The organism is Acinetobacter sp. DSM 11652 (genome assembly GCF_900109815.1).
Taxonomy (GTDB): Bacteria; Pseudomonadota; Gammaproteobacteria; order Pseudomonadales; family Moraxellaceae; genus Acinetobacter.
In genome coordinates this window covers 17,428-43,986 of sequence record NZ_FOBK01000003.1, presented here as the reverse complement: position 1 = coordinate 43,986, position 26,559 = coordinate 17,428, and the positions used below count along the sequence as shown (strand labels likewise).

The 26,559-nt window shown below is 37.8% G+C and carries 30 protein-coding genes, 4 tRNA genes and 2 pseudogenes; 22 read left to right on the top strand and 14 right to left on the bottom strand.

The annotated features are described in order from the left end of the window. Positions 1-206: 206 nt before the first annotated feature. The 6 genes and pseudogenes from BMW42_RS03895 to ahpC all read left to right on the top strand — a co-directional run bounded on the left by BMW42_RS03895 (position 207) and on the right by ahpC (position 3,574). Positions 207-419, top strand: a complete 213-nt coding sequence (locus tag BMW42_RS03895; protein ID WP_035267602.1) for a cold-shock protein — start codon at positions 207-209, stop codon at positions 417-419. After that, positions 416-616, top strand: a complete 201-nt coding sequence (locus BMW42_RS03890) for a hypothetical protein (protein ID WP_092766478.1) — start codon at positions 416-418, stop codon at positions 614-616. Before BMW42_RS03895 ends, BMW42_RS03890 begins: the two co-directional genes overlap by 4 nt. 345 nt (positions 617-961) lie before the next feature. Next, positions 962-1,183 (top strand): hypothetical protein, encoded by a 222-nt coding sequence (locus BMW42_RS03885; RefSeq protein WP_035267598.1) that lies wholly within the window; start codon positions 962-964, stop codon positions 1,181-1,183. 365 nt (positions 1,184-1,548) lie between these two features. Further along, positions 1,549-1,976, top strand: a pseudogene (locus BMW42_RS14645) (methionine synthase); the annotation flags it as partial. Positions 1,977-2,093: 117 nt separating this feature from the next. Beyond that, positions 2,094-2,588 carry a flavin reductase family protein gene (locus tag BMW42_RS03875; protein ID WP_092766476.1) on the top strand — a complete coding sequence of 165 codons (495 nt, stop codon included), beginning with the start codon at positions 2,094-2,096 and terminating at the stop codon, positions 2,586-2,588. A gap of 422 nt (positions 2,589-3,010) precedes the next feature. Further along, positions 3,011-3,574, top strand: a complete 564-nt coding sequence (gene ahpC, locus BMW42_RS03870) for an alkyl hydroperoxide reductase subunit C (RefSeq protein ID WP_035267594.1) — start codon at positions 3,011-3,013, stop codon at positions 3,572-3,574. A gap of 45 nt (positions 3,575-3,619) precedes the next feature. On the opposite strand, the gene BMW42_RS03865 is transcribed toward ahpC, so the two are convergent. Together BMW42_RS03865 and ycaC are read right to left on the bottom strand one after the other, a co-directional pair. Further along, a complete protein-coding gene (locus tag BMW42_RS03865; RefSeq protein ID WP_092766475.1) occupies positions 3,620-4,543 on the bottom strand; it encodes a LysR substrate-binding domain-containing protein in 924 nt (307 codons plus the stop codon). Between the two features lie 122 nt (positions 4,544-4,665). Continuing rightward, positions 4,666-5,292 (bottom strand): isochorismate family cysteine hydrolase YcaC, encoded by a 627-nt coding sequence (gene ycaC / locus BMW42_RS03860; RefSeq protein ID WP_092766474.1) that lies wholly within the window; start codon positions 5,290-5,292, stop codon positions 4,666-4,668. A 300-nt stretch (positions 5,293-5,592) separates the two neighbouring features. Between ycaC and BMW42_RS03855 the strand changes: the two genes are divergently transcribed. The 3 genes from BMW42_RS03855 to BMW42_RS03845 all read left to right on the top strand — a co-directional run bounded on the left by BMW42_RS03855 (position 5,593) and on the right by BMW42_RS03845 (position 9,056). Then, positions 5,593-6,462: a pirin family protein gene (locus tag BMW42_RS03855; RefSeq protein ID WP_035267590.1), complete on the top strand. Its 870-nt coding sequence runs from the start codon at positions 5,593-5,595 to the stop codon at positions 6,460-6,462. Between the two features lie 447 nt (positions 6,463-6,909). After that, a complete protein-coding gene (locus tag BMW42_RS03850; RefSeq protein ID WP_035267588.1) occupies positions 6,910-8,208 on the top strand; it encodes an FAD-dependent oxidoreductase in 1,299 nt (432 codons plus the stop codon). An 8-nt stretch (positions 8,209-8,216) separates the two neighbouring features. Continuing rightward, complete coding sequence (locus BMW42_RS03845) at positions 8,217-9,056, top strand: class I SAM-dependent methyltransferase (protein ID WP_092766473.1); 840 nt, start codon at positions 8,217-8,219, stop codon at positions 9,054-9,056. 49 nt (positions 9,057-9,105) lie between these two features. Here BMW42_RS03845 and BMW42_RS03840 read toward each other — a convergent pair. The 3 genes from BMW42_RS03840 to BMW42_RS03830 form a co-directional block, all read right to left on the bottom strand. After that, a tRNA-Thr gene (locus BMW42_RS03840) sits at positions 9,106-9,181 on the bottom strand. Between the two features lie 177 nt (positions 9,182-9,358). After that, the gene (locus BMW42_RS03835; RefSeq protein WP_035267585.1) at positions 9,359-9,586 is read right to left on the bottom strand and encodes a hypothetical protein; all 228 of its coding nucleotides are present in this window, start codon (positions 9,584-9,586) and stop codon (positions 9,359-9,361) included. Positions 9,587-9,792: 206 nt separating this feature from the next. Further along, positions 9,793-9,883 (bottom strand) — tRNA-Ser (locus tag BMW42_RS03830). A gap of 123 nt (positions 9,884-10,006) precedes the next feature. On the opposite strand from BMW42_RS03830, the gene BMW42_RS03825 reads away from it, so the two are divergent. Next, the gene (locus tag BMW42_RS03825) at positions 10,007-11,887 is read left to right on the top strand and encodes a potassium transporter Kup (RefSeq protein ID WP_092766472.1); all 1,881 of its coding nucleotides are present in this window, start codon (positions 10,007-10,009) and stop codon (positions 11,885-11,887) included. 70 nt (positions 11,888-11,957) lie between these two features. Here the strand turns inward: BMW42_RS03825 and BMW42_RS03820 are convergent, their stop codons facing one another. After that, positions 11,958-12,320 (bottom strand): hypothetical protein, encoded by a 363-nt coding sequence (locus tag BMW42_RS03820; RefSeq protein ID WP_228133254.1) that lies wholly within the window; start codon positions 12,318-12,320, stop codon positions 11,958-11,960. 300 nt (positions 12,321-12,620) lie between these two features. On the opposite strand from BMW42_RS03820, the gene BMW42_RS03815 reads away from it, so the two are divergent. Then, positions 12,621-13,664, top strand: coding sequence for a DNA/RNA non-specific endonuclease (locus BMW42_RS03815; protein ID WP_092766471.1), 1,044 nt, complete (start codon positions 12,621-12,623; stop codon positions 13,662-13,664). Between the two features lie 72 nt (positions 13,665-13,736). Further along, on the top strand, positions 13,737-13,982 hold the full coding sequence (locus tag BMW42_RS03810) for a hypothetical protein (RefSeq protein WP_092766470.1): 246 nt from the start codon (positions 13,737-13,739) through the stop codon (positions 13,980-13,982). A 42-nt stretch (positions 13,983-14,024) separates the two neighbouring features. On the opposite strand, the gene BMW42_RS03805 is transcribed toward BMW42_RS03810, so the two are convergent. Next, positions 14,025-15,032 carry an AraC family transcriptional regulator gene (locus tag BMW42_RS03805; protein ID WP_035267577.1) on the bottom strand — a complete coding sequence of 336 codons (1,008 nt, stop codon included), beginning with the start codon at positions 15,030-15,032 and terminating at the stop codon, positions 14,025-14,027. A 199-nt stretch (positions 15,033-15,231) separates the two neighbouring features. Here BMW42_RS03805 and BMW42_RS03800 point away from each other — a divergent pair, with 199 nt between their 5' ends. Then, entirely contained in the window at positions 15,232-15,867 is a 636-nt protein-coding gene (locus BMW42_RS03800) for a hypothetical protein (RefSeq protein WP_092766469.1), read from the top strand. A gap of 267 nt (positions 15,868-16,134) precedes the next feature. Here the strand turns inward: BMW42_RS03800 and hisF are convergent, their stop codons facing one another. Continuing rightward, positions 16,135-16,896 carry an imidazole glycerol phosphate synthase subunit HisF gene (gene hisF, locus BMW42_RS03795; protein ID WP_213032605.1) on the bottom strand — a complete coding sequence of 254 codons (762 nt, stop codon included), beginning with the start codon at positions 16,894-16,896 and terminating at the stop codon, positions 16,135-16,137. Positions 16,897-17,007: 111 nt separating this feature from the next. On the opposite strand from hisF, the gene BMW42_RS03790 reads away from it, so the two are divergent. Genes BMW42_RS03790 through BMW42_RS03775 form a run of 4 tightly spaced genes read left to right on the top strand, consistent with a single transcriptional unit; the run spans position 17,008 to position 19,370 of the window. Next, a complete protein-coding gene (locus BMW42_RS03790; RefSeq protein WP_092766467.1) occupies positions 17,008-17,958 on the top strand; it encodes a homoserine kinase in 951 nt (316 codons plus the stop codon). A gap of 25 nt (positions 17,959-17,983) precedes the next feature. Further along, a complete protein-coding gene (locus BMW42_RS03785) occupies positions 17,984-18,607 on the top strand; it encodes a DUF1294 domain-containing protein (RefSeq protein WP_035267569.1) in 624 nt (207 codons plus the stop codon). 29 nt (positions 18,608-18,636) lie between these two features. Then, positions 18,637-19,029, top strand: a complete 393-nt coding sequence (locus BMW42_RS03780) for a DUF4870 family protein (RefSeq protein ID WP_035267567.1) — start codon at positions 18,637-18,639, stop codon at positions 19,027-19,029. A gap of 26 nt (positions 19,030-19,055) precedes the next feature. Continuing rightward, positions 19,056-19,370, top strand: coding sequence for an antibiotic biosynthesis monooxygenase family protein (locus BMW42_RS03775; protein WP_092766466.1), 315 nt, complete (start codon positions 19,056-19,058; stop codon positions 19,368-19,370). A gap of 2 nt (positions 19,371-19,372) precedes the next feature. Here BMW42_RS03775 and BMW42_RS03770 read toward each other — a convergent pair whose 3' ends face one another. The 3 genes from BMW42_RS03770 to BMW42_RS03760 form a co-directional block, all read right to left on the bottom strand. Further along, positions 19,373-20,260 carry a DMT family transporter gene (locus BMW42_RS03770; RefSeq protein ID WP_092766465.1) on the bottom strand — a complete coding sequence of 296 codons (888 nt, stop codon included), beginning with the start codon at positions 20,258-20,260 and terminating at the stop codon, positions 19,373-19,375. A gap of 54 nt (positions 20,261-20,314) precedes the next feature. Next, positions 20,315-21,046 (bottom strand): 1-(5-phosphoribosyl)-5-[(5-phosphoribosylamino)methylideneamino]imidazole-4-carboxamide isomerase, encoded by a 732-nt coding sequence (gene hisA / locus BMW42_RS03765; protein ID WP_035267561.1) that lies wholly within the window; start codon positions 21,044-21,046, stop codon positions 20,315-20,317. 129 nt (positions 21,047-21,175) lie between these two features. Further along, a complete protein-coding gene (locus BMW42_RS03760; RefSeq protein ID WP_092766464.1) occupies positions 21,176-21,937 on the bottom strand; it encodes a hypothetical protein in 762 nt (253 codons plus the stop codon). Between the two features lie 556 nt (positions 21,938-22,493). Here BMW42_RS03760 and BMW42_RS03755 point away from each other — a divergent pair. Then, positions 22,494-22,922: a helix-turn-helix domain-containing protein gene (locus tag BMW42_RS03755; protein ID WP_228133253.1), complete on the top strand. Its 429-nt coding sequence runs from the start codon at positions 22,494-22,496 to the stop codon at positions 22,920-22,922. 50 nt (positions 22,923-22,972) lie between these two features. Here the strand turns inward: BMW42_RS03755 and hisH are convergent, their stop codons facing one another. Continuing rightward, on the bottom strand, positions 22,973-23,590 hold the full coding sequence (gene hisH, locus BMW42_RS03750) for an imidazole glycerol phosphate synthase subunit HisH (protein ID WP_035267559.1): 618 nt from the start codon (positions 23,588-23,590) through the stop codon (positions 22,973-22,975). Further along, positions 23,590-24,183 carry an imidazoleglycerol-phosphate dehydratase HisB gene (gene hisB, locus BMW42_RS03745; RefSeq protein WP_035267557.1) on the bottom strand — a complete coding sequence of 198 codons (594 nt, stop codon included), beginning with the start codon at positions 24,181-24,183 and terminating at the stop codon, positions 23,590-23,592. Before hisB ends, hisH begins: the two co-directional genes overlap by 1 nt. 93 nt (positions 24,184-24,276) lie before the next feature. Here hisB and BMW42_RS03740 point away from each other — a divergent pair, with 93 nt between their 5' ends. The 4 genes and pseudogenes from BMW42_RS03740 to BMW42_RS03725 all read left to right on the top strand — a co-directional run bounded on the left by BMW42_RS03740 (position 24,277) and on the right by BMW42_RS03725 (position 26,025). Further along, positions 24,277-24,654: a GNAT family N-acetyltransferase gene (locus BMW42_RS03740; protein ID WP_035267556.1), complete on the top strand. Its 378-nt coding sequence runs from the start codon at positions 24,277-24,279 to the stop codon at positions 24,652-24,654. Between the two features lie 173 nt (positions 24,655-24,827). After that, positions 24,828-24,903 (top strand) — tRNA-Phe (locus BMW42_RS03735). Positions 24,904-25,039: 136 nt separating this feature from the next. Then, a tRNA-Phe gene (locus BMW42_RS03730) sits at positions 25,040-25,115 on the top strand. A gap of 133 nt (positions 25,116-25,248) precedes the next feature. Further along, positions 25,249-26,025: pseudogene (locus tag BMW42_RS03725) on the top strand (class I SAM-dependent methyltransferase). Between the two features lie 6 nt (positions 26,026-26,031). Here BMW42_RS03725 and BMW42_RS03720 read toward each other — a convergent pair. After that, the gene (locus BMW42_RS03720; RefSeq protein ID WP_092766463.1) at positions 26,032-26,454 is read right to left on the bottom strand and encodes a GNAT family acetyltransferase; all 423 of its coding nucleotides are present in this window, start codon (positions 26,452-26,454) and stop codon (positions 26,032-26,034) included. Positions 26,455-26,559 lie beyond the last annotated feature (105 nt).

Sequence of the window (26,559 nt, the reverse complement as noted above, 5' to 3'; positions counted from 1 at the left end):
CGGTCGATCTGTAGTTAGGTTTTTTTATTAAAGAAAATTAAATCAATAAATCAATTAAATATGTGTTATATTGGTTTTCTAGAATTATAATTTTATTGTTTACTAATTTTATTTTGATCTGATATTAATTACATCTTTCATTCTATTAAAAGTCTATCTTCAAAATTATTTTCTAATTATTCATTACATAATATAGGAAATAAATGATGTCTAATTTAACAACTGGTACAGTTAAGTGGTTCAACGAAACTAAGGGTTTCGGATTTATCGCTGTAGATAATGGTCAAGATGTATTTGCTCATTTTAGTGAAATTCGAGCAAATGGTTTCAAGAATCTAGTCGAAGGACAGCGAGTTCAATTTGTTGTGCAACAAGGTCAGCGTGGCTTACAAGCAAGTGATATTGTAGCTATTTCATGAATACCTCATTAATTGAGGTGAAAGATCAGTTTGAAGTTAAATATGCAGTGATAGGTACATTTAATACTTCGCAGCATGCTTCGAACTTATCTCAAATAAATATTAAATTTATCACTGTTGATAATGAAAATATAAGACCTAGTTTTGATTTAAATTTTCATAGTTTAAATACTGGTAAAATTTACCAACTCATTTAAATATTAAAATTAAACCATAAAGTATTTTTTATGGTATAATCGTTGTTGATCGAATCCGTAAGCGAAACGGAAGTGTTTAGATAGAACTTAGAATTGCGTATTCTCAATTTATAGATTTTAATATCTATGATGTCTAAACAGTTAACGCAGAGCATGAACTCGCACCATGCCGATCTTAGAAGTCCACAATCTCATTGTGGGCTTTTTATAATTAAATACATGCTAATGTAAAATTGTAATTTGAATTATAGGCTTGAGCCTCTTCGATATCAGAATCCATACTCTCGATTTAAATATTTAATATTATTTTTAATTTTACATGAGCTCATGAATGAGTAAGTGAAAATGAATATCTCTAATGGCTGGACTACAGCAAAAGCAGTGAATGGTGAAACCATTCGAATTAACATTATCCCATTTCATAAAGTTCAAAATACGATGAGAGGGCAAATTCTTGTAGAAGTTTCTAAACAAGTTGAAGTCGAATCAGGTGAAGTATTTGAAATAAACTTAGATGGCCGATCTTTTTTCTTGGGATTTAATAATCTATATAAGATTATGATTTAAAAATATTTTTCATAAATGATGCTATTTTTAGTAGTAAAACCTTTAAAGATCATCAAGATAAATTTAAGAAAGCGATACAAAATCACAGACTCTGGTCTCGAGAGGATATAGTAGCAAGTATCCCAGCATAAAAATAAGAGAAGCCTAGATTCACTATCTAGGCTCTTTTTTTAGGTAGTCATGATAGGTTTATTGATCGAATTATTTTGATTGGTCTTAAGTAAATATACCGTGAATAATCTGAGCACAGTTCATCATAGAGCTTTTAGACTCGTAATTCGAGCGACGTTAGATCGCTACTTGATTTATTTCTATTGATGACCTTGAGTAATTTGATACAAAGTTAATTTTGATTTGTCTAGAGAATTGCTATTCTTGAGCTAGCGCTTGAAAATTTGAAATGTGAAACCGCCATACATATTTGTAAAAGTAATTCTATGAAAGATAATAAAAATGGGAAACGAATTTTGAGTAATGAACGGCGTCCTTTTGAAACGTCACTCCCGATACTACAAAAATCTAAGTTGGGGCATCATTTCTTTAGAGTGCAAAACTCACATATATCCATGGATCTTATTGAACTGATTCGTGGAAGAAAGTCATGATCGGTGCAATCGATGTGGCAACCAATCAAATTGAAACACTTGACGAGATGGTGAACACTTTGCGTAAAGTTTTGCAATTTGTCGATGCTGATAAGCTATACCCTTCAACCAACTGTGGAATGATACCACTGTCTCGTCACGAGGGACGTGACAAATTTGAAGCCTTAAGTACGGTTCAGCGATCTTAAACTAAGAAGTTAGTGCTTTAGCTGAGTTTATTTTCTACATTCAAGATGGATCATCTGTGCAATCACCTATATCCTAGGTTCGCACGAGTTTAGCAGTTTATATTTGAGAAGAGAAAAATGGTTGAAGCTTCAGACTACAGAAACGCAATGTCTTTATTAACCACTGCAGTCAATATTATTACAACAGCTAGTGAAACAGGACAGCATGGTTTCACGGCGTCTGCTGTATGTAGCGTTACTGATTCACCTGCTACACTTTTGGTGTGTATGAATCAATCATCCCGATCTCATCAGTATTTTATTGAGAACAAAGTTTTATCTGTCAATGTGCTCAGTTCTCAACATGAGTCTCTTTCAAATGCTTTTGCATCGAGTCAATTGAGTGCAGAACAACGTTTTGGATTAGCCCAATGGGGTAAATTGAAAACAGGTTGCCCGGTCTTAAAGGACGCTTTAGTCAGTTTTGATTGTGAGATTGAGCAAATTCAACAAGTGGGCACACACAGTATTTTTATTTGCCGAGTTGTAGCTATTCAACAAAGCTCGCAAGAGGAAAGTCTTGTCTATTTTAATCGATCTTATCATCAGGTTAATGCAAAAGAGGAAGTTTAATGAGCTAGAGCAGCAAGATTTTCAATCGTTTCATATAATGATTATAGAAATAGATCAGCGCTTGATTAATGATCTCGGGAAAAGATGGTGAATTGTAAGCCTCGAACAGTGAGCTTTCATAGTGTGAGGTTAAGCCCAATGGATATTACTCGAATCGTTTATGATCATACAGAGTGAATGATCTATCTCTTTGGGATGAAAAAAGACAAGTATTATTTTCAAAAATTTGAAACCAATTGAATAAATTTTCAAAAAATAAACAGTGTTTTATATTTGATTCATTCTCTTAAAGAAATATATTAACTTTTAAATCTAGAAATTCGATTGTTTTTATAAATACTTTCGGTTTTACCAATTTAATCATCTTTTGTATTCTCTATTTCAACGAAGCAACACTTTCACAAAGAAATAGAGGAAAACACATGAGTTTAATCAATACTGAAGTCAAACCATTCAATGCAACTGCTTATCAAAATGGTGAGTTCATTGAAGTTTCTGAGCAAGATTTTAAAGGTAAATGGTCTGTTGTCTTTTTCTATCCTGCAGATTTTACATTTGTATGTCCAACAGAATTAGGCGATCTTGCTGATAACTATGCTGAATTCCAAAAGTTAGGTGTAGAAATTTATGGTGTATCTACAGATACTCATTTCACACATAAAGCTTGGCATGATACTTCTGATGTGATTGGTAAAATTCAGTATCCACTTATTGGTGACCCAACGTGGACATTGTCTAAAAACTTTGATGTATTGATTGAATCTGAAGGTTTGGCAGATCGTGGTACATTTGTAATTGATCCTGAAGGAAAAATTCAAATTGTAGAGATTAATGCAGGTGGTATTGGTCGTGATGCTCAAGAACTTCTTCGCAAAGTGAAAGCGGCTCAATATGTTCATGCTCACCCAGGCGAAGTATGTCCTGCGAAATGGAAAGAAGGTGATGCTACACTTGCACCATCAATCGATCTTGTTGGTAAGATCTAAATTAAGTTGAAAAGTAAAGAACCAGCACGATGTGCTGGTTCTTTATTAAGAGGCATAACCTTCTTGATTTTGTGCTGCTTGTCGTAAACCTTCAACCAAGTGGTCGATGAGTTTTTCCATCACGAGTCGTTGTCCTTTACGTGATGCATAAACGAGTTGCACAGTCCCTATATTTGAGCACCAGTCAGGCAAGATGTGTATAAGCCGTCCTGCTGCCAAATCCTTTTGCACTGTAAGATAAGGTAGATCTGCAATACCTAATCCATCCATCACTGAATAATACACACCAGCCAAATCATTACTTTTAATACGTGGTTGTAATGGAATTTCAATGAGATCATGCCCTTCAATTCGATGCAAATTCCATTGATAATGAGTTTTTTGAGTTCCTAAAACAATTGTTGGAAAATCATTGATTTCAGTTGGATATTCTAAAACGCGACCCTGTAAAAGCTCAGGGGTTGCCACTAAACAATGAGTGGTTTTGATGACATCACGAACCACGATGGTGGAGTCTTCATTGGCAGAAAAATTAGTTCTGATCGCCAAGTCAATATCATCGTGCAATACATCTACGCGTCGGCTGGTTAATTCCATCTCGACTTGAACTTGTGGATAGCGCTTCAAAAAATCATTGAGTAAAGAGCGAATTTGATAACGCATCATTACGGGTGGGCAACTAATTTTAACTAGACCCTGAGGTTCACTTTTCTGTTTAAGTAAAACATTATGAGCGCAATCAACTTGGTTGATTACTTTTTCACATTCTTGAAAAAATTCTTGACCTAAAGGCGTTACTTTGAAATGGCGAGTAGAACGTTGAATGAGTGTGACATTAAATTTTGCTTCGAGTTCTAAAATACGTCGACTAAGCTTTGATTTAGTTATATTTGACGCGTCACTAGCAGCACTGAAACCGCCGTATTTAACGACCAAATAAAAATAGTAATAGTCATCAAATGAATGCAATTTTCACCTCGACGCCTGATCCGATAAAGTTTAAGCATAGGTTAAACTAAGCCGTTCAAGAAATCATCTTGGGTTTTGAATATGGTAAAAAAAAGCGACCCAAAGGTCGCTTTTATTAAATATTATTTTTTAGTGGTGTTCTTTACATAGCTAACCATTAAGTTTTTATAGTCAGGAATATGCTCACCGAATAAAGTACCTAAACCTTCGATATCATTACGCCAGTCACGATGTAACTCACCTGCAGCACCAAACCATGTCATAAGTTGAGCACCTGCTTGAGACATGCGGTTCCATGCAGCATCGCGCGTAATTTGGTTGAATGTACCAGATGCATCAGTAATCACGAATACATCAAAGTCTTCAGCAAGAGCTGAAAGTGTAGGGAATGCAACACATACTTCAGTCACAACACCAGCGATGATCAGTTGTTTTTTACCTGTCGCTTTAACAGCATTTACAAAATCTTCGTTATCCCAAGCATTGATTTGACCTGGACGCGCGATATATGGAGCATCAGGGAACATTTCAACTAATTCTGGAACGAGTGGACCATTAGGACCATCTTCAAAACTTGTTGTTAAAATTGTCGGCAAGTTAAAGTATTTTGCTGCTGCTGCGAGTGCTAAAACATTGTTTTTAAACTTATCAGGATCGATATCACGTACAAGAGAAAGAAGACCTGTTTGGTGATCGACTAAAAGCACTACTGCATTATCTTTATCTAAACGAACGTAAGGTTTGCCCATTATTATTAGCCTCTATGATGTTAGTAAGTGTGAATACGTATCAATGAACTCGTATTCAGTCACCAGTTATATTAGACTGAAAATGAGATAAATTTGTGACCATTTTTAGGATAATTAGTCTTATTAATAGGAATATTGTAATCATTAATTTCAAATTTCAGTGAGTAGTCACATATATGAATTAATTTAGATTATTATAATCATAAAAATAGGAATCTGTGTGGCAGTAAAGCTCTTTTTATTTTCTGTGCAAAGTCTAAAATGAGCGCATGTTCATCCTATCGAATATAGGAGTAAAAGATGAAAAGAGTAATTGGGGTTTATCGTAACCAACATACACATTGGGTTGGTGATGGTCTGCCAGTGCGTAACTTATTTTCTTATGATCGGTTAGGTCAAGCACTTAGTCCTTTTTTGTTATTAGATTATGGTGCACCACATCACTTTGAGCCAACGACACGTCAGTTAGGTGTTGGTTCACATCCTCATCGCGGATTTGAAACAGTGACTATCGCCTACCAAGGTGGTTTGGCACATAAGGATTCCAGTGGTGGTGGTGGTGTTATCGAGGCAGGAGATGTGCAATGGATGACTGCTGGGGCTGGATTGGTTCACGAAGAGTTTCATTCTCCTGAATTTGCTCAAAAAGGTGGAATTCTTGAAATGGCACAGCTTTGGGTCAATCTACCAGCTAAAGATAAAATGACTCAACCACGTTATCAAGCGATCACATCTCATGATATTCCAACAATTACCATGGATGATGATGCTGGTCACATCCGTGTAATTGCGGGTGAGTTTGGTGGTCATTATGGTCCTGCTGAAACATTTACTCCAATAAATGTGTGGGATGGTCAGCTTAAAGCTGAGTATGAAACATTCATACATGTTCCTGTAGATCACAACGTATTGGTTGTAGTGTTGAATGGTGAACTCGTAATTAATGGGACTCAAAAAGTTCTAGACAGTTCAATTGTGATGTTTGCTCGTGATGGTGAGGCAGCAATTCAATTGCAAGCATATAAAGATACACAATTTTTAGTGCTTACAGGAGAGCCACTAAATGAGCCAATTCAAGGGCATGGACCATTCGTCATGAACACCAAAGAAGAAATCATTCAAGCTTTTCATGATTTCAATAATGGTAAATTTGGTGAAATTGCACGTTAATTGGAACGAGAAAAGCTGAAATATCATTTCCGCTTTTTTTGTGATTATCATTTTAAAAAATAAAGGACCTCTATCCCACACAACAGAGGTCCTTATACGCTGTAATTTATATTTATTTTCTAGATCACATTCTATTTGTGCTTCTTATTAATGTGATGTAGTTCTCATTTTCAAAACAATGATAATGCATTTTTTTTAAGCTGTAAACTAAAAAATTAAATTATTGGTGAAAATATCTATTTTGTTTTTAAACATATTTTTTGATTTCTTAAAAAATACAAGTGTATTAAATATTTAGCGTATGACGAATAGTGTAGCAAGAATTTTACGTAAATTTATTTGATTAAAAAATAATCAAAAACAAATAAAATCTGGAAGTTTTTAATAGCAAGTTTCAAAGTGTTCTATCGCATAATTAAAAAAATTTTTAATGCTTGGATCATAATTTTGAAAATTGCAGTGATTGGAAGTGGTATGGCAGGGTTGGCAACTGCGAGAATTCTCAAGGATGCTGGTCACCAGATCACAGTTTTCGAGGCGCTTCCAGGGCGTGGTATGGATAGTTATAGTCTTGAGTATGAAGGTGGGATTATTGATTCGCCATTACGTGTCATGAATCCAATGCTCTGGAAAAATACATTGAGTCTTGCCACACATTTGGGTCTCAATACTTTTCCAGTACGTACCTATATGTCATGTAGCTGGTTATTTGAAGATAAAATCGATACTTGGCTGACAACATCACGTTCACGTATAGGCAACTTTCCAATCATTAACAATCGAAAAGGATTAAAGCAATATGGCATCCGTTTAGTGAAAGGGATGTTACAACTTAGATCTGCATTGAAGCAGTTTTTTAAATCTAAGAATCAAGATATCACTTTAGATGAGTTCGTTAAATATAACCAAATAGAAGAGGTATTTTGGAATGGGGCAGTCATGCCTGTCCTATTTACCATTTGTACATGTGATGCAAAAACAATTGGTGAATGGCCAGCAAAACCATTGTTGATTTTCTTACGTCAACTGACGGATGGAGATGCACTCCTTCGAATTCAAGGTGGGACACCAGCTTTCGTTGATAAATTGCTGGAAGATATCGATTTAAGAAGTGGGCAGCCCATTACTCGTGTACAAGAGCAGGGTGATTTAGTCTATGTGGAAAATGAAGCAGGTGAATCTGACTTATTTGATCGTGTGATAGTCGCGACACCAACAACAAAAGTTCATGAGTTTTTAGATGCTGAACAGTTTGCGGATGATATTGCACTTCTCAAACAATTTAAGTTTGTTGATGGTGAGCTGGTCATTCATACTGATTCAGTGGTAATGCCTGTGAAGCGTAAAGATTGGTGCGTATTGAGTTATATGATGGATCGTAAATTTACTAAACAGCATTTCACTGTTTGGCTGAATTCGATTGAGCCAACATTAGTGGGTAAATCTCCTGTTTTTCAAACTTGGAATCCAGTAATTGAGATTGATCCTAAAAAAGTAATACATAAAGTGAAGCTCACTAGAGCTGTTGTAGACCGTCATACTTTACCACTAACCCATGAGTTGAGTGCTCGTCACCAACAACAAGGTCGCAAAGTATTTTATTGTGGTTCTTGGTCATGTGATGGATTGCCAATTTTGGAGTCAGCGGTGACTTCAGCAATGGATATAGCAAAATTACTTGATGCGCCGTTACCATTTTTAGGTTTAAAGCCTAAGGTACAGGTTGCACCAGAGTTAGGATATTAAGGGATTGAATGAAGAAGCTCCAAGCATGGATGAAAGCCCCTCGACATAAATATGCGATCAATGCAGCTTTATTGGGGGATTACCGTAATTGTGCTTGGAGTAATTTAGGTCTGTGGAAAACTGACCAGCTGAATTATCCACAAGCCTGCGAGTTACTCGCAATAACCCTTGCTCAATCTATTGATTTAAATTCAAAAGATAAATTAATTGATTTAGGTTGTGGACAAGGTGCTAGCCTAATTTTATGGAAAGAAAAATTTCAAATCGAATACTTGGAAGGAATTGAATTACAAGAATATTATGTAAATCATACGCGTAAATTTTTACCTCATGTCAATCGGATCTCGCAGGGAACATTTTTAAATTTAGAATCTAGATCATTTGAATTTAAATTTGATGCGGCAATTTGCATCGATGCTGCTTATCACAGTAATTTGAATTTATTTCTTCGTTCTGTAGATGGTATTTTGAATTCAAAAGGACGCTTAGCATTTCATTATCTTGCTTTGAATTCAAAGTTCTATACTTTGAGTCCTCTAGCGCAATTGAAAGTTAAATTATTATTAAAAGCAGCTGACGTTCAACTGAACCATTTGCACTCATTCGATGAAACACAATCAATCTTAGTGCAAACGGGTTTTAGAGATATACATATTCAAGATTTGAGTCACGAGGTATTTGCAGGATTTGCAACGTATATTCAGAGTGATATTTTTAAAAATAACATCCAAGCTCATTCGTATCACGTTTTAGATTTGGCAAAAATTAAGATGACAGCAAAGTTGTGTGCGAAACTTTATCAAGAGGGGATCGTGCGATATGTACAAGTGAGTGCAAGTAAAAAATAAATCATCAAAAACAACAAAGCCTCACTAAAAAGCGAGGCTAAGTATAAAATGGTGCCGGCACACGGATTCGAACTGTGGACCTACTGATTACAAGTCAGTTGCTCTACCAACTGAGCTATGCCGGCAACGTGGAGAGAATAATAGCGTTTTTTCACTAAAACGCAAGTCAAAAATTAATCGATTAATTAAAATTGAGCAGGATGAATTGTTTTTGCTTTATTTTTGATCGTCTTTTCTCCTCATTTTATAGTGATGCCCGTCATAGCGTGTACAGGCATCTTGAGAAAATTTTATAGGATCAGCTATTTGTTTTTTAGAATACGATCAAGGTCTTGTGCACACTCTTCAAGAGTATAAGCCATATCAAATTGCATTTGAGGTTTTAACTCTTGTGCTAATTTTCTCCATTGCTCAATTAATCTTAGCGCTTTTTGAATTTTGTGTTTATTCACATCTTTAGCGATAGTGGGTGTGTAGCCACCACGTTTTGCATTTTTAATTTGTTTTACATAGTTGGCGCTGTTATTCATATTATCTCCGGAATAGCAGGTTCTCTATTTTATAGGTGTGCAAAAATCATCTATTTGAATAACGTTGTTAGGTTGTTCAGCTCCTTAAGTATTGTTTTTATTAACTTAACATGATGTTGATGACAGTAAAATGAAGCGAGATACGTGCCAAAAGCGAAGTTTTAGGCGAAAAAAAACCGAATCTCATGATTCGGTTTTTTAAATTCTGGCGGTGAAAGAGGGATTCGAACCCTCGATACGCTATTAACGTATACACACTTTCCAGGCGTGCTCCTTCAGCCACTCGGACACTTCACCAAGGCGTGCGATGATAACTAAAAAAAAAGCAGATGCCAAGTTGAAACAATTGATTTAAAGAAAAAGTTTTTAGCCAGTGATATGATTGCCGAAAAATTCTGTCGAATGCATGAAGACTAAAATATGCAAAGCACTGCAAAAAAAGCCGCACTTCCTGCGGTAACATTGGCAGCATTAGGGGTGGTGTTTGGTGACATTGGAACCAGTCCTCTGTATGCATTGCGTCAATGCTTCCTTACGGCTCATATTGCAATTACTGAGGCAACCGTTCTGGGCATTTTGTCGCTCATTTTCTGGTGCATGATGCTCACCATCAGCTTTAAATATGTCTCAGTCATTATGAAGGCAGATAACAATGGTGAAGGCGGTATTATGTCGCTTCTCGCCTTAAATCTACGTTCAACCCGTATTGCAGATCAACGCAAAATTTATCTGATTGCCTTGGGCTTTATCGGGGCATCACTGTTTTTTGGTGATGGCATTATTACCCCAGCAATTTCTATTTTATCCGCGATTGAAGGTTTAAGTATTGCGACTCCGATGTTTAATCAATGGTTATTACCATTGGCCGTCGGTATTTTAACAGCACTGTTTTTAATTCAGCGCCACGGCACGGCGACCATGGGTAAGTTCTTTGGACCAATCACATTATTGTGGTTTGCATCTATTGGACTATTAGGCTTATGGAGTGTTATGCAAACACCGTTCGTGTTAGCAATGATCAGTCCGCACTGGGCGTTTGGCTTTATCATCAACCAACCTTTTGTTGCATTCCTCACGATGGGTGCCGTTATTTTAACGATGACGGGGGGTGAAGCACTATATGCAGATATGGGGCATTTTGGTCGTATGCCCATTAAGCTTGCTTGGTTTGTGATTGTATTGCCAAGTCTAGTTTTTAACTATGCGGGTCAAGGTGCTTTACTTTTACGAGATCCAAATGCAATTGAGAACCCATTTTACCTGTTAGTCCCTGATTGGGCTTTATTTCCAATGATTGGTCTTGCAACCGCTGCTGCCGTGATTGCGTCTCAAGCGGTGATTACGGGCGTATTCTCAATGGTCAATCAAGCGATTCAATTACGCTATTTACCGCGTTTAACTGTGCAACACACCTCTGATGTTGAACAAGGACAAATCTATGTCCCGTTCATCAACTGGGTATTATTTATTTCAGTCATTATTCTCATTTTATTATTTGAAAATAGCGCGAATCTTGCCAGTGCCTACGGTGTAGCAGTGACCATGACGATGCTGTGCGGTACGATTTTAATTTCGATTTTAGCTTATGGCGTTTGGCGCTGGCCTGTTTGGAAAGTAGCACTTTTTGCCGTACCTTTATTGATCATTGACCTTGTTTTTGTTGCTTCGACTTCTTTAAAAATTGTTGGTGGTGGATGGGTGCCGATCTTGATTGGTGCAATTGTATTTACTGTTTTAATGACGTGGAAAGATGGTCGTCAAATCGTACTTAATAAGCTTGAGTCTGATGCGTTACCAATTGATCTCTTCATTCAAAGTGTCAAGATGAGTGATGAAACGCTCATTGTTCCTGGGGATGCAATTTTCCTCACAGGAACACCCAATATCGTTCCGCATGCGATGTTGCACAATATTAAGCATAATAAGGTTCTACACGAACGTAATATGATGATTACGGTCATTACTAAAGATGTACCATATGTACCTGATATTGAGAGAATTCGTGTAGAAAAGATGGATAATCGATTCTTTAGGATTTTTGTATATTATGGTTTTAAAGACCAACCCAACATTCCAGTTGCGCTGAAAGCGGCGTATGAGCAGTTAAATTTTGAATTTGATATGATGCAAATTAGTTTCTTTATTTCACGTGATCGTCTGATTCATACCGTGGGAGAAGGAATGGCGCCATGGCGTGAAAAATTATTTATATCAATGCAGCGGAATACCAGTCCTGTGAGTGATTTCTATTTAATTCCACCAAATCGCGTAGTCGAAATGGGAAGCCAGATCGAAATCTGAGTAAGCGTTTGCTAAAATTTTGGATATAAAAAAACCGCCTCAAGGCGGTTTTTTTATTAAGTCTAATACCTTACTCAGCCGCTGGTGCTTCTACAGGGGCTTCTTCAGTTGCATTTACTTCAGGTTGAGCTGGAACTGCAGTTTGTGCTTGAGGAGCAGTTTCTTCTGCTTCAGCAGGTGGTAAGTTTCCAATAGGCGCTTTCGCATCAGCAGGCGCTTGTGTTGTAGCACCTTCAGAAATAACTTTCATCTGACCATTAGCTAATACTTCTTGTAAAGTACCAGGCTGACCATTCACTGTTGTTACGACTTTAGCTTTAGAAAGGCTTTCCAAAGTTTCGCCAGCTTGAACTGGTGGCTCAGCAAATGCACTTGCACTTGCTAAAGATAAACCCATTACTAATGCTGTCAAAGAAGTATGTGCTAATTTCATAGTGTCCTCACTTTCAATTCTTTTAATTTACTAAATAACTTTTATACCATCTCACAAGTAATTGATGTAATTCAATCAAATACACGTAAAACCTTAAAGAGTATTAAAAAACTATTCTATAAAAACAACAATTTGTTACTTATTTTGAGTGATATTTGAACGGAATGCGAAGATCCTTTATTCACTTGAAAATTCACTTGATGTACTTCAAATTCATAGCTTGTTAAGCTGTGGCCGGTTTTGAATAAAGCCCACGCATTGGGCCAGAAGTTGAACACGGAATGAATAGGTAATCTGAGTTTGAATAATATTGTGGTAAAAGCTGTATTAGGTATTGTTGCAGCAGGAAGCTTTGCAATTGCTTTCGGTCAAGAAAAGTTGTCTTCATATCTGCCATTTTCAGGTTCGGTTAATAATACAGCTTGTCTAAATCAATTTTATCGCCAAGAGCCACCTTATTTAATCAAAGAGAGCTTAAATAAAGATCGCTACCCATTATGCTTTAATGGATTCACCACTATGTATTCTGGTGTCTCAAAAACACCATTATGGGTAGCTGAATATCTGAATCCAGATCGGCTGAGCCAAAAAATAAAAAGAGAAGACAGTTTCCATGAGGAGACTCGTGTAGCAGAAAAGCATCGAGCATTATTATCAGATTATCGTGGGTCGGGATATGACCGTGGTCATATGGCTCCAAATGCTGATATGCCAAATAAAGCTGCACAGTACGACAGTTTTTCTTTAGCCAATATGGTTCCTCAAGCTCCGCAGAATAACCAACAAATCTGGCGAGAAATTGAGGAAGCGACACGTGCAATCGTTACGAAGCAGAAACATGATGTGTATGTGATTACCGGGCCTGTATATAGTGGCAAAAAACTGAAAACCATTGGACGCGGTGTTATTGTTCCAACAGCGGTGTTTAAAGCCGTATATATACCTAAAACAGGTGCTATTGGCGTATATTACGCTCCCAATAATAATTCACTACAGATGCAAGTGGTCAGTGTATGCCAGTTAGAAGAAGTGCTTGGCATGAATCTGTTTCCTCAACTTACATCTGAGCAAAAGCGTAATACTTATAAATTGCCATTAAAAGCCAATCAGGTCAAAGCCCAAAAAGCGATAGAGTATTCGCACTGGGATGCCGAAAGCCAATGTGCAGTTGATATCTCAACAGATCAACTCAAAGCGCTGCAAAAAGAGTTTAGTAGTCAAAGCGTACCTGTCAATACAACCGCAACGAATCAAGAGGCTAAGATCGATGGACAAGCACAAGATGCAATCGTGAAAGAGTTGGTTCAAGCGTTGTTGCAATATTTATTACAAATCCTTAAATAAAAAAGCTCGAATTCGCCCTGAAGATTCATTTATCTTCAGGGATTGATATTTATAAACTTAAAGAGATTTGCCATGTTTAAGCCTTTTAAAAATGGGACTGAGTCACATTCCATTCATGACTTGACGCTTGAAAACGATCTTGATCGTGTGAGTATTTATGGCAACTTGCAAATCACCAAAGATCAAGCCGGTTTAGCCGCTGCGAAAGCGTTAAAACAATATTTAGATGCAATGGTCATCTACTTAGAAGATCAAAAAAATTTAGCAGAAAAAATAGAAACGACGGCTGAGAATGAAATAGAAAATCCTTTCTTGTGATTCATCAATCATCTTTAGACTGAAGACTTAAATTCACAATCATCAAGTGCGAATATGATGTTGAATACGCCACTGTTGGGGCGTCATCTTCATCCACTGACGAAATGCGCGTTGGAATGCACTTTGTTCGGAATAACTGAGCAATAACGAAATCTCGTGTAAGCTGAGATAAGGATCTTGTAAATATTGAATCGCTAGAAGTTTGCGAACTTCTTGAACGCGCTGCTGATAGGTATCACCTTGATTTTGTAAATGGCGCTGAAGTTGTCTGACTGACATTCCCACTTGTTCTGCGACAGTTTGAATTTGATAATTGTGTCTTTGGATTCCAATCAGAATGGCTTGCTGTAACCGCTCATCGATTTGTGTGTTGTTGGGGAGTCGACTTAACAAATCTTGAGCTTGTTGCATCAGGAGTTTTTGTAAAGTTTGATCAGCTTGTTTAATCGGTGCTTGTAGGAGCTGGCTTGGAAAAGTAAGCTTGACATGAGGCTGAGAGAATTTTACTTTGCTCTGAAAAAAACGCTCATAAATCGCAATATTTTTTGGTGCTGGAAAGCGAAAGTGAATTTCTTGAATATGTAAATGCTCAATACCCGCATAACGTTTTAGAAATTCAACCAATAATGCCATCGCAATTTCATCCGTGATTTGTGTCGACAAATGCATTGGCAAATCTTCCCAACGTACGCTAAATACGCCTTGCTCCAGATCAACGGCGAGAGGTGTACCATCATAAATTAAACGATGATATTCATGATAACGGGTGAGTGCTTCTGCTAGGTTATCGCATGATAAAGCGATATACGCGATAATGCCTAAATGTTGTGGTTTGACCCATTGAGCAATTTCTAACCCTAACGCAGGTTGTGGGTGTACTTCATAAATTTCATTTAATATTTCACGCCAAATGCTAAAGTCAAAGCGTTCGGCTTGCTGAATACTTGCCAATTTTGCAGAAATAGGGAGACCGCTCTCTTCACAATAATTATGTAAGAGATGTCCAAGTCCACCATGAACCGAGCCTGAATAATCCTTTATCTGCTGCATGTGATTAATACTTTTCTTGTTTTATCAATTGAAATCACGATGAGTTATTAAGCCTGTTTTTACAGTGCCATACAAGCGCTTTTTCTACCATACGACATTGAAAAATATGTCGTGATTTGTCAATGAAAATTTTATCTTGCGTCAATGGTTGAGAGCTTGAGTTAGATATATTGAAAGAAAAGAAACAGGGATTTTGAACATGATTAAAGGTTTTGTTGCAGGCTTAATCATTGCCAATGGATTTGAATGGGTCGCGCATAAATATGTTCTACATGGTGTACACCGTCCGGGTAAAGCGAGGTTTAGTCCTGTGCCTAAAAATATGGAATCTCATTGGGCACATCACCGTGAAGTTAGAACACAAGATTTCCATGATGAGGGTTATGTAGAGGGAATCTCAAATTGGCGAACAAAAAATGAAATCGTATCATTGGGAATTGTTGCTGCTGTATTTGGAACAGCATTTTATCCAATCTCGAAAGGCATGAGTTTATCCGTGTTTTATAGTGCTTGTAACTACTACTACACGCATCGCAGAGCTCACCTCGAACCTCATTGGGCAAAAAAGAAAATTCCTTGGCACTATGACCACCATATGAATGCCAATCAAGATGCAAATTGGTGTGTCACTAAGCCTTGGTTTGATTACATTTTAGGAACACGTGTCATTTCAACGCCAGATTTGAAAGAAGATAACCCTTTAGGGGTGCAGTTACCGTCTTTTATTTCAAAACGAGTCAATCATATTGTTGAACAATATTTCCCCGCAAAGTGGGTTGAGCAGAAAGCAGCGCGCTCCGATATTTCAAAAAAAGCTTTGGCTATAGTGGAGTAAGTCAGATTAGATATAGAATTGGCTGAATTGACGTCTGATTTGTCATGATTGGTCAATAAAATATGTAGCTTTTGTCAAGATTTCGTGCAGATCTGTCATTTATGATATGAGATGAATAAATCGGAGAATGAAAATCTGATGGTAGAACTCTCCAGTTTATCGCTTTGCATAACGAACCAAGCGCTGTTTTTTCTTGGTTTTTAGGGCCTTCGGGCTCTTTTTTTTGCAAAAAAAAAGAGGCATTTGCCTCTTTTTTATGGGGCGTGATTAAAGACGCATTTCAATGCCTTGTTCAGCTAAATATTGTTTTGCTTCCGGGATGGTGTGTTGACCAAAGTGGAAGATAGAGGCTGCCAGCACCGCATCAGCACCCCCTTGTAAAATTCCGTCTGCTAGATGTTGAAGATTACCCACACCACCTGAAGCAATCGTTGGAATCGTTACACGATCATTAATCTGACGCATCAATGCTAAGTCATAACCAGCTTTTGTACCATCTGCATCCATTGACGTAATGAGCAATTCTCCTGCGCCGTATTCTGCCATTTTCACAGACCATTCAATCGCATCGATACCCGTTGGTTTGCGACCACCATGTGTGAAAATTTCCCACTTATTTTCACTCGTTTTTTTTGCATCAATCGCAACTACAATACATTGTGCACCAAAACGTTGAGAGGCTTCTTGAACGAATTCAGGGTTAAAGACAGCAGCTGAGTTAATACTGACTTTGTCTGCACCAGCGTTAAGCAATAAACGAATATCTTCAACTTTACGAACACCGCCACCTACAGTCAGTGGTACAAATACAGTTTCAGCCATGCGCTCAACCGTACGGTAAGTGGTGTCACGGCCATTAGATGTTGCAGTGATATCGAGAAAAGTAATCTCATCTGCACCTTGTTCGTTATAACGACGTGCTACTTCAACTGGGTCGCCTGCATCACGAATATCAAGGAATTGAACACCTTTTACAACTCGACCGTTATCTACGTCGAGGCAAGGAATAATACGTTTAGCAAGCATAATTTTTTCCAAAAATAACAGCCGATTATGAAACTTACAGACTTTGGTACTACACCTTGGTAGTCGGAGCAGGTATTCTATCAAAATAATGTAAGTTTTTTCGCAGGTTTTTTTATGTCGGTTTATACGACTTTGACTTTAAAGGAAGTTCAGGATTTTGCTACGCCTTATGGATTAGAGGTGATTGACCTGATTCCGATTCAAGGAGGTATTCAAAATACGAACTATTTTCTAGTTTGTGCAGATCAAACCGAATTTGTTTTAACAATTTTTGAAGATATGGATAAGCAAGGCGCAGGTGAACTCGTCCCTGTACTTGAGCATCTGGGTCATGCAGGTCTGCCTGTGCCTGTACCTTTGAAACATTCAGGACGTTCGATTCAGATCTTAAAAAATAAACCTGCACAAATTGCGCCTAGAATGCGTGGCAAGCATCCTATGCCTTCATCACTTGAACAGGTTCAGTCCATTGCTATTGCACAGGCTCAAATACATGTGGCTCTCGATAACTTTCCCTTAGAACGCGCAGAGTATCGTAATCATGATTATTGGTTAAGTGTGGCTCAGCAGCTTCGACCTACGTTAAATCCAGCCGATCAAGTATTATTAAATAGTTTGTTAGGTTTATATGACGCTCTTACCGCAATGTACCCTGATCGTCCACGAGGTTTTATCCATTCTGACCTATTTAGAGATAACACTTTATTTGAAGGGGCTACTTTAAAAGGGATACTCGATTTTTATGAGTTGAATAAAGATGAACTTTTGTTTGATATCGCCATTACGATGAATGATTTCTGTACAGAATATCCAAGTGTTCATTTGAATGAGGAAAAGGCCTTAGCATTCTTGGAAGCTTATCAAAGTGTACGTGAAATGACCAGTGATGAAAAATCATGCCTAGAACTCTATTTAGCGATGGCAGCTGGACGTTTCTGGATGATGCGTTTGCTAGTGGCTCAAAAGAACAAAGAAATGGGGCGTGTTAGCGAGGATATTTTGCAAAAAAATCCTTTAGAAATGCGCAATATGCTGGTTGAAAGATTAAAATTTGTCACAGCTTAAAAATTTAAAAAATCTGGGGGGAAATATGCGTGATCAAGGTCGTCTAGTTGAATGGTTTGATGAAAAAGGCTATGGATTTATTCAACCCAATGATTCATCCAAAGATCGCGTTTTCCTTCACATTAAAGATTTTGCCAAACCAGGCCCACGACCGATTCCAGGTTGTGCTTTGGAGTATATCGTTCAATTGGATGGTCAAGGTCGATTTAAAGCGAAACAAGTAACATACTTAAAAGCGACTCAGGCAAAAAAAGTAAAAACGAAGCCGCGTCATTCACCAGTTACTCAACAAAAAATGCAACCGATGCAAGTAGCGATTATTGCTTATATCTTGACGCTTGCTACATTAGTCCTATTGGGGCTATTGAGTATGATGGTGGTGTTGGTCATTTTATTGATGAACCTGATCACCTATGGCTTATATGCACACGATAAAGCGGCGGCTCAACAGGGGAGTCAACGTGTACCAGAAAATACATTACATGTGGTTTCTCTATTAGGAGGATGGCCGAGTGCTTGGCTTGCTCAGCAACGCTTGCGTCATAAAACACAAAAACAACCATTTCGAAAAATTTATTTCTGTACTATAGCGTTTAATATACTGATTATTTTATGGATAATTTCACCATTTAATGGTTTGAAATTATAAAGCCTCAAAAAAATTAAAAAGGTGACTTTATGAATTATACAGCTGATCAAGATCCAAACCGCAGCTTAACGATTTTACTTTACATCCTGTATATCATCGCTATTTTTTCAGCAGGTATTTTGGCGGTTATTGCGCTAATTATTAACTATTGGAAACGATCAAAGGTACAGGGCTCAATTTTTGAAAGTCATTTTACTTGGCAAATTCGTACTTTTTGGTGGTATTTAATTTGGAATATCATCGCGTTCCTGCCGTTTTTGTTCTTATTCTTCACGGGTGACAATCCTAATGCCTTTGCTGGTGTAGCACTGGGTGCAACAACATTCTGTATCGCAGTGATTGGTTTGTCATGGGTTTGGATTGTTTATCGTGCGATCAAAGGAATTATTAAGGTCAATGATAACGAGCCAATGTATCAATAATTAAAACTCATGAATGAGGTGGTGTCATGATTATTGAGCATGTTCATTTAAATATCAAAATGAACCAGAGTGAGGCATTCGAAAATGCTTTTAAATTAGCTAAAGACATTATTTCACCAATGAAGGGGCTAAATGCGGTTCAGCTGATTAAAAATACGAATAATGAACATGCTTATATTTTACTGATTTACTGGGACAAACTTGAAGATCATACGGAAGGTTTTAGGCAGTCAGAGGCGTATTTAAAATGGAAGGAACTCTTGCATCCCTTTTATACGCCTATGCCTGAAGTGCAGTATTTTCAACCATGTATGATGTTAAAGCTAAAAGAGCCCCAATAAGCTTATTCTTTCTTCTTAAATTTTGGTCTCCACTCACTGGTAATTACACCGAGCACAACCAACACGCCACCTAAAATTGAGAGCATAGCTAAACGCTCACCTGCTAATCTCCCAATCAAAGCCGCCCAAACAGGTTCGCCAGAATAAATAATGGCAGCCTGTGAAGGGTCAACCACGCGTTGAGCCCAGTTCATGACTAACTGAATGATTGCACTTGCAAGTCCTAAACCTACAATAATCGCAACGAAGATCCAGTTAAACTCAGGGAGTTGTGTTTCACCCACCAATGGTGCCATTAGAAAACAAATTAACGATGCAAAAATGAGTTGTAATATCGTCACTCGGCGTAAATTGACTCGAGGCGCAAAGTAACTAATGAGAATAATTTCAAGTGCAATCGCAATTGATCCTATCAAGGTAATGATCTGACCAAATTCAAGCCGAATAGCACCAAACCCATTGCCTGTTAAGAAAACTAAACCTACAAAGGCGAGTCCTGCCCCTATCCATGTCATGACATGTGGCCTTTTGTTAAAGAGCAACCACAATAAGATGGGAACCAACGGCACATAAAGTGCTGTCAAAAAGGCAGATTCGCTACTGGTGATGGTCTGTAAGCCAATGGTTTGCGTTCCATAGCCAATTGCAATCACTGTTCCAATGCAAAATCCTGCCCAAATATCTTTGGCACTAAAATTTTTACAATATTGAAGTGAGATGAGACCAACAGCCAGCGCAGCTGCTGCAAATCGAAAGGCAACGAAAAGCACTGGTGTGCTGAAGCTCAATCCATATTTGACTGTTATGAAACTGGCACCCCAAATCATCGTAATTGCAATGAGGGCAAGTTGTGGTGTTTTGGTTTTAACGGTAGGAGATAATTTCAACATATTTTTTTAAGTAAGAAAAAAGAGGTCCTAAGACCTCTTTAGAAACATGCGCTATTAGAGCGCTTGTTCATCAAGTAATAATTGAGCTTCACGAAGATTTAAAGTGCCTTCATAAATTGCACGACCAGTAATCGCACCTAAAATACCAGGCTGACCTTTTAAGTTGCGAACGTCGTCTAGATTGGTCACACCGCCTGAAGCGATCACAGGTAAACCTGAATAAGTCGCAAGATTAACTGTTTGTTCGATATTCACACCTTGCATCATGCCATCACGTGCAATATCGGTATACACGATACTAGATACACCAGCATCTGCAAAGCGTTTAGCTAAATCAGTTGCTTTTACGTCAGTTACATTTGCCCAGCCATCAGTTGCGACCATGCCATTGATTGCATCAATACCGACAATGATGTGGCCTGCGAATTTTCTACAAGCTTCCTCAACAAACTCAGGTTCTTTGACTGCTTTTGTACCAATAATGACGAATGATACACCTGCATCTAAGTAGTGTTCGATAGTTTCAAGAGAACGGATGCCACCACCAATTTGAATTGGCAGTTCAGGTTGTGCTTTTGCAATCGCTTCCACAACAGGTTTGTGAATAGGTGTACCAGCGAAAGCACCATTTAGATCAACTAAATGTAAACGGCGAGCACCAGCGTCTACCCAATGTTGTGCTGTTGCCACAGGATCATCAGAGAAAACGGTATCGTCTTCCATACGACCTTGTTTTAAACGGACACATTTACCATCTTTAAGGTCAATTGCAGGGATAATCAGCATGCTTTCGCTCCTTGCCAGTATTCTGGAGTTTATTCGCAGCAATCTTAGCAAAGAAACATCAAATGAGCGAAGTAACAATGAAAAAAAACCGTCAGAACAATGTTGACGGTTTTTAATACGAACTTTGAATTAAATGTATGGTGTTGTATCTAAGTTAGAGATTAGATCAAAGCTAGTTGGTGTGATACTGGTTGGGATTGCACCTAAAGCATTTGTGATCTCTCCCGTGAATCCTACAAGATCACCCACGACAGGAATCGATGACAGAGCATCTGTTACAGGTGCTAAATCATCCAGTAAATTATCCAATGTTCCTGAGACGTCTCCTAATGTTCCTGTGACACTGCCTAAAGGATCATCAATGAGACCAGTCACGAGATCAAGAGGTTTGGTACTTGCGACATAATCTCCCGTTTCACTCACGAATCCCAAAAGATTTGAAGAAGTTTCTCCGACAACATCTACGACAGCACCTAAACCTGGCACTTGGCTTAGCAGGTCGGTCACGGGATCGGCTAAACCAGCGACTTCACCTACAACATTTGAAACATCTTTGATGGTTTGGCCTACAGTTGCAGTAGTGCCATTCAATGCAGTATTAATGCCCCCTAATAGATCTCCCTTCGAAAAATCATCAGCGATAGCGTGTAAGCCTCCGCTTAAATTTCCTAGTAAATTATTTTCAAGATTGAGTACCGATTCCACTGTATCTCCGATCAGTGGCAATTCTGTTAACTTATCCGTTAATGGTTTGGTCAGCATCCCTACTGTGTCAACAACGGTATCTACAACTGTCGTTACGGTTTCTAGAATAAAACCAACTGCTTTCGTAATTCCCTGTAAAGCAAGGCTTAGAACGCCACTGATTTTTCCAGTAAAAAGTTTAAACATGTGCAGATTGCTCCAAAATATATGTGGTTAGTGTTGGATCTTTGTTGTTTCAGCAAGTTCATAATTAACAAAGAAAAAAATTTCAGACAAATCGAAAAAAAACAATATAAGTGGAATAATTTTGAAGATATGCCGTAAAAACAGCAACTTAATACAACACAAGGGTAATGTTTAAAAATGTTAACAAAATCAATTGTTTATTGTGGTTTAATTTGGTGCTTGATAGAATAAATGTACACTTATAATGCATGAATATTATCGAGTAGCATGGTGTAAATACCTAAAATGCCAACTTGTTCGATTCGTTGATTGATTTTGTGAATTTTGTGTATTTTTTTAATGATTAAAATTGGTGCTCATTGTCTTTACATAAGTTAACAATTAATCATTGGGTCAATTTATTTTTCTTTTTAATTCAAACTGAGTAATGAGAAAAATTAGATCACACTTTTATTTGTGAATTATCTATATTGAAAATAATTTCAATTTCATCTGATTTGTTTGGCAATATTAGACTCAACTGCATAGGCTTAATGTTAAATTGAAACTGCAGACAGTGAATAAGATTTGGACAGAAGCGATGGCAGTTCAAGAAGATGATTTATTTAGCGAAGGTGCTAAAAAACTTAGAAAATTGATCAAAGAGAAAAACATTAAACCGACTGATGTGGTGAATGCATTGGGAGTCTCTAAGGAAACGCTGTCGAAATGGGTGCAAGAGTCAACTCCTGCCAATGCTCAACATCTAGTTGAATTAGCGAAAGTACTGAGTGCTGCAGAACGATGGGTTTCAGACGCTAAAGATGGTAAAAAATCAGAAAGTTTTAAACAGTATCCTTTGAAGGATGAGTTGGCTTTAAAAGATGCAACGCCAGAACAATTAATTTCAGAACTTAAAAGTCGTTATGCTGCGCTGAATCTAAAAGCAGAAATTAAAGTAACTGTTGAGCCAATTGAAGGTGGCTTTGTCGTAAAAGATATTTAGAGTAAAGTCTGAAAAAAAGCTCACTGAAAACAGTGAGCTTTATTATGGCTTTAAATTTTCCACTCTACAAAATTTTTCAACAACTGTAAGCCAGCTGTATGACTTTTTTCTGGATGGAACTGAGTAGCAAACAAATTATCTTTATGGATTGCGGTGCAGAATTCCAAACCGTAGTTACATGTCGCAGCAATGATCTCAGATTGTTTCGGTTCAACATAGAAACTATGTACGAAATAGAAACGAGCATCTTGATCAATGTTGTTCCACATTGGATGGCTTGGATCTGCTTGGTGTACCTGATTCCAACCCATATGGGGAACTTTTAAACCTTCAATATCTGGAAAGCGTTTAACAGCACCATCAAAAATGCCTAATGCATCTGCACCACCATTTTCTTCAGAGTGTTGCAGCAGAGCTTGCATGCCGACACAAATCGCAAGGACAGGCTTGTTGAAAACGGCATTGCGTACAACCTCGTCAATGCCAGCCTCGTGCATACCTTGCATGCAATCACGCATTGCACCAACGCCTGGGAACACAATTTTATCTGCTTGAGCAATCAGCTTAGGATCATTGGTCACATCAACGGTTGCACCAACATGCTCAAGTGCTTTTGCTGCTGAGTGAAGATTTCCCATGCCATAATCAAGAAGGGCAATACGGGTCATTACAAAGTACCTTTGGTTGAAGCTACAGTATTTTCTGCACGTGGATCTACTTCACACGCCATACGAAGTGCGCGTGCAAATGCTTTAAATACACTTTCAATTTGGTGATGGCTATTTTTACCTTTCAAATTGTCGATGTGTAGTGTCATTAATGCGTGATTCACAAAGCCTTGGAAAAACTCAGAGAATAGGTCGACATCAAAAGTACCAATGCGCGCGCGCGTAAATGGAATGTCCATCCATAAGCCAGGGCGGCCTGATAGGTCAACAACGACACGACTCAAGGACTCATCAAGTGGTGCATAGAAGTGACCATAGCGACGTAAACCTTTTTTGTCACCTAAAGCCTGTGCAAATGCCTGACCAAGGGTAATACCACAGTCTTCTACTGTATGGTGATCATCAATTTCTAAATCGCCGTCGCAATGAATATCGATATCAAATAAACCATGACGCTTGATTTGGTCGATCATATGGTCTAAAAATGGAACACCTGTATTGAGGGTGCCTTGACCAGTACCATCAAGATTCACGCGAACACGAATTTTGGTTTCGTTTGTGTTTCTTACCACTTCACTGATACGTTGCGTCATAGACACGTTCCTCAAAAACGTTAAAAATGATGAATGTAGATTTTCGATGTCACGAAAGTGACAGCATATTAGATTGCTCAGGAGGGTTAATCAATGCCTATAACCGTACATGCAATAACTTCGCTTGATAATGTTGAAGTTCGTGAACAGCTTGAGCGCTTATATGACACCAGTCCAGAATTTAGTGACGGACAAGATGCCATTGAACAACTTGAGCAAAACTTAGCTCAGTATACCTTACTTTACACGGCAGAATTTAATACAAAGATCATTGGGGCCATTTGGTCAACTGGACAAGGTGAAAGTCGAACGCTTGAAAATATCGTAGTTCATCCGGCTAACCGTGGACGTGGTGTCGCAGAGCGCTTAGTGAGTGAAGCATGTCGAATGGAAGAAGAGAAAGGCGTTAATCATTTTGAGCCTGGATGTGGTGCAATACATCGTTGTTTAAGTAGTTTGGAAAAAATTTAAAACTATTGTTCGATTTTAAACATTAAAAAGTCAGTCAATACTGGCTTTTTTTATTGGATTTGTATGTATTTACAGCGAATAATCTAAATATTGTTTTAAAAATATCCAGTTGTTTGAATATCCCAAAAACTTGCTTGACTATATCGAGATGAAACTGTTTAATACGCGACATCGGCGTGATAGCTCAGTTGGTAGAGCAACGGATTGAAAATCCGTGTGTCCCCAGTTCGATCCTGGGTCTCGCCACCATATTCTTTTAAGAATTTGTATTTTCAATCTCTGATCCCATCAGAGATTTTTTTTGGGTAAAATTTACTCGAACAAATAAAAAAATGCATGATTTTTATTGACTATTGAGCTCAGTTACGGCTTAATACACCCCATCGGCGTGATAGCTCAGTTGGTAGAGCAACGGATTGAAAATCCGTGTGTCCCCAGTTCGATCCTGGGTCTCGCCACCATATTCGAAAAATCCTCAACATTGTTGAGGATTTTTTTTTGCTTATAAAAAAATACAAAATGAAGTGAAGTCATGCATCATCCATTTTCTTTGATGTGCTAAGGTTGATTTCTCGATCAAATCCAAAATAAAAAATGAAAGACCTATTTTCTGATCAAAGTGAGCTTTATCAACAAGCCCGTCCAAGTTATCCATAAAGTGTGATTGACGAAATCTTAAAATATGTTCAGAACTATGAAATGGCTTGGGACTGCGGGGCTGGTTCAGGACAATTTACTCGGATATTAGCTCCGCATTTTAATCAAATCATTGCAACGGATATAAGCGCAGCACAGCTTCAGCAAGCCCCAGCAATAGATAATGTAATCTACCGAATTGAAAACGCTGAACATAGCAATTTTAAAGCACAATGTTTTGACCTGATTACAGTTGCCCAAGCCATTCATTGGTTTGACTTTGAGTTATTTTTTCAAGAAGTCTATCGAACACTGAAGCCCCAGGGTGTCTTTGCAGTGATTGGATATGGGCTTATTGAAGTGGAGAATGAGGAGCTCCAAAGCTGTATTGAAAAGCTATATTACCAAGTATTGAAAACATATTGGGAAAGTGAGCATCACTATATTGATCTGAAATATCAAACGATTCCATTTCCTTTTGAAGAAATCCCGACCCGTGAGCAGCACATGCATTGTAAATGGCGGATTGATCAATTGATTGATTATATAAATACATGGTCAGCTTTAAAGAAATATCTTAAACAAAATACGCAAGCCAATAATCAGGCGACACAAATCTTAAATCAGATGAGCCAATATGCCTTAACTTTGAATAATGATACCGGTCATAAATTTAATATTCGATTCCCAATATTTTTACGGATCGGTAAATTGATAAATGCTCCTGTTTTATAAAATTTCTTAATGATCGTGAATGAGTCTTTTAGCAAGGCATACAACTTCTTTTTCGTCATATCCCAATTGTTCATAAAAGTTTTGAATATCAATAAATTCTTTTTGCACTAAAAGCTGAATTTCTGGACAACCAAGTGCAATCAATCTTTTTTCCAAATGTTGAATCAACGCTGTAGCAACACCATTCCGTTGATGATTGGGATGTACCGCGAGGTAATTGATCCACCCGCGATGACCGTCGTAACCACCCATTAATGTTGCGATAATGAACTGATCTTTCACAGCCACCAAGAATAAGTCATCTTTTTGTGCAGCCTTCCTAAAAATATCAATTTCCGGATTATTCCATGGTCGTGTTAGATCACATCTTTCCCAGAGTTGAATGATGTCTTCTAAGTCAGTCTCAATATAAGGACGAATGATAAACATGATGCGCTCAAATGGTGGTTAATTTTAATACAGAGATTAGCCTACTCTGATGAAATTGATAACTCATAATCTTCTTATGTGTCTATTTTCTGCTTTACATTTATG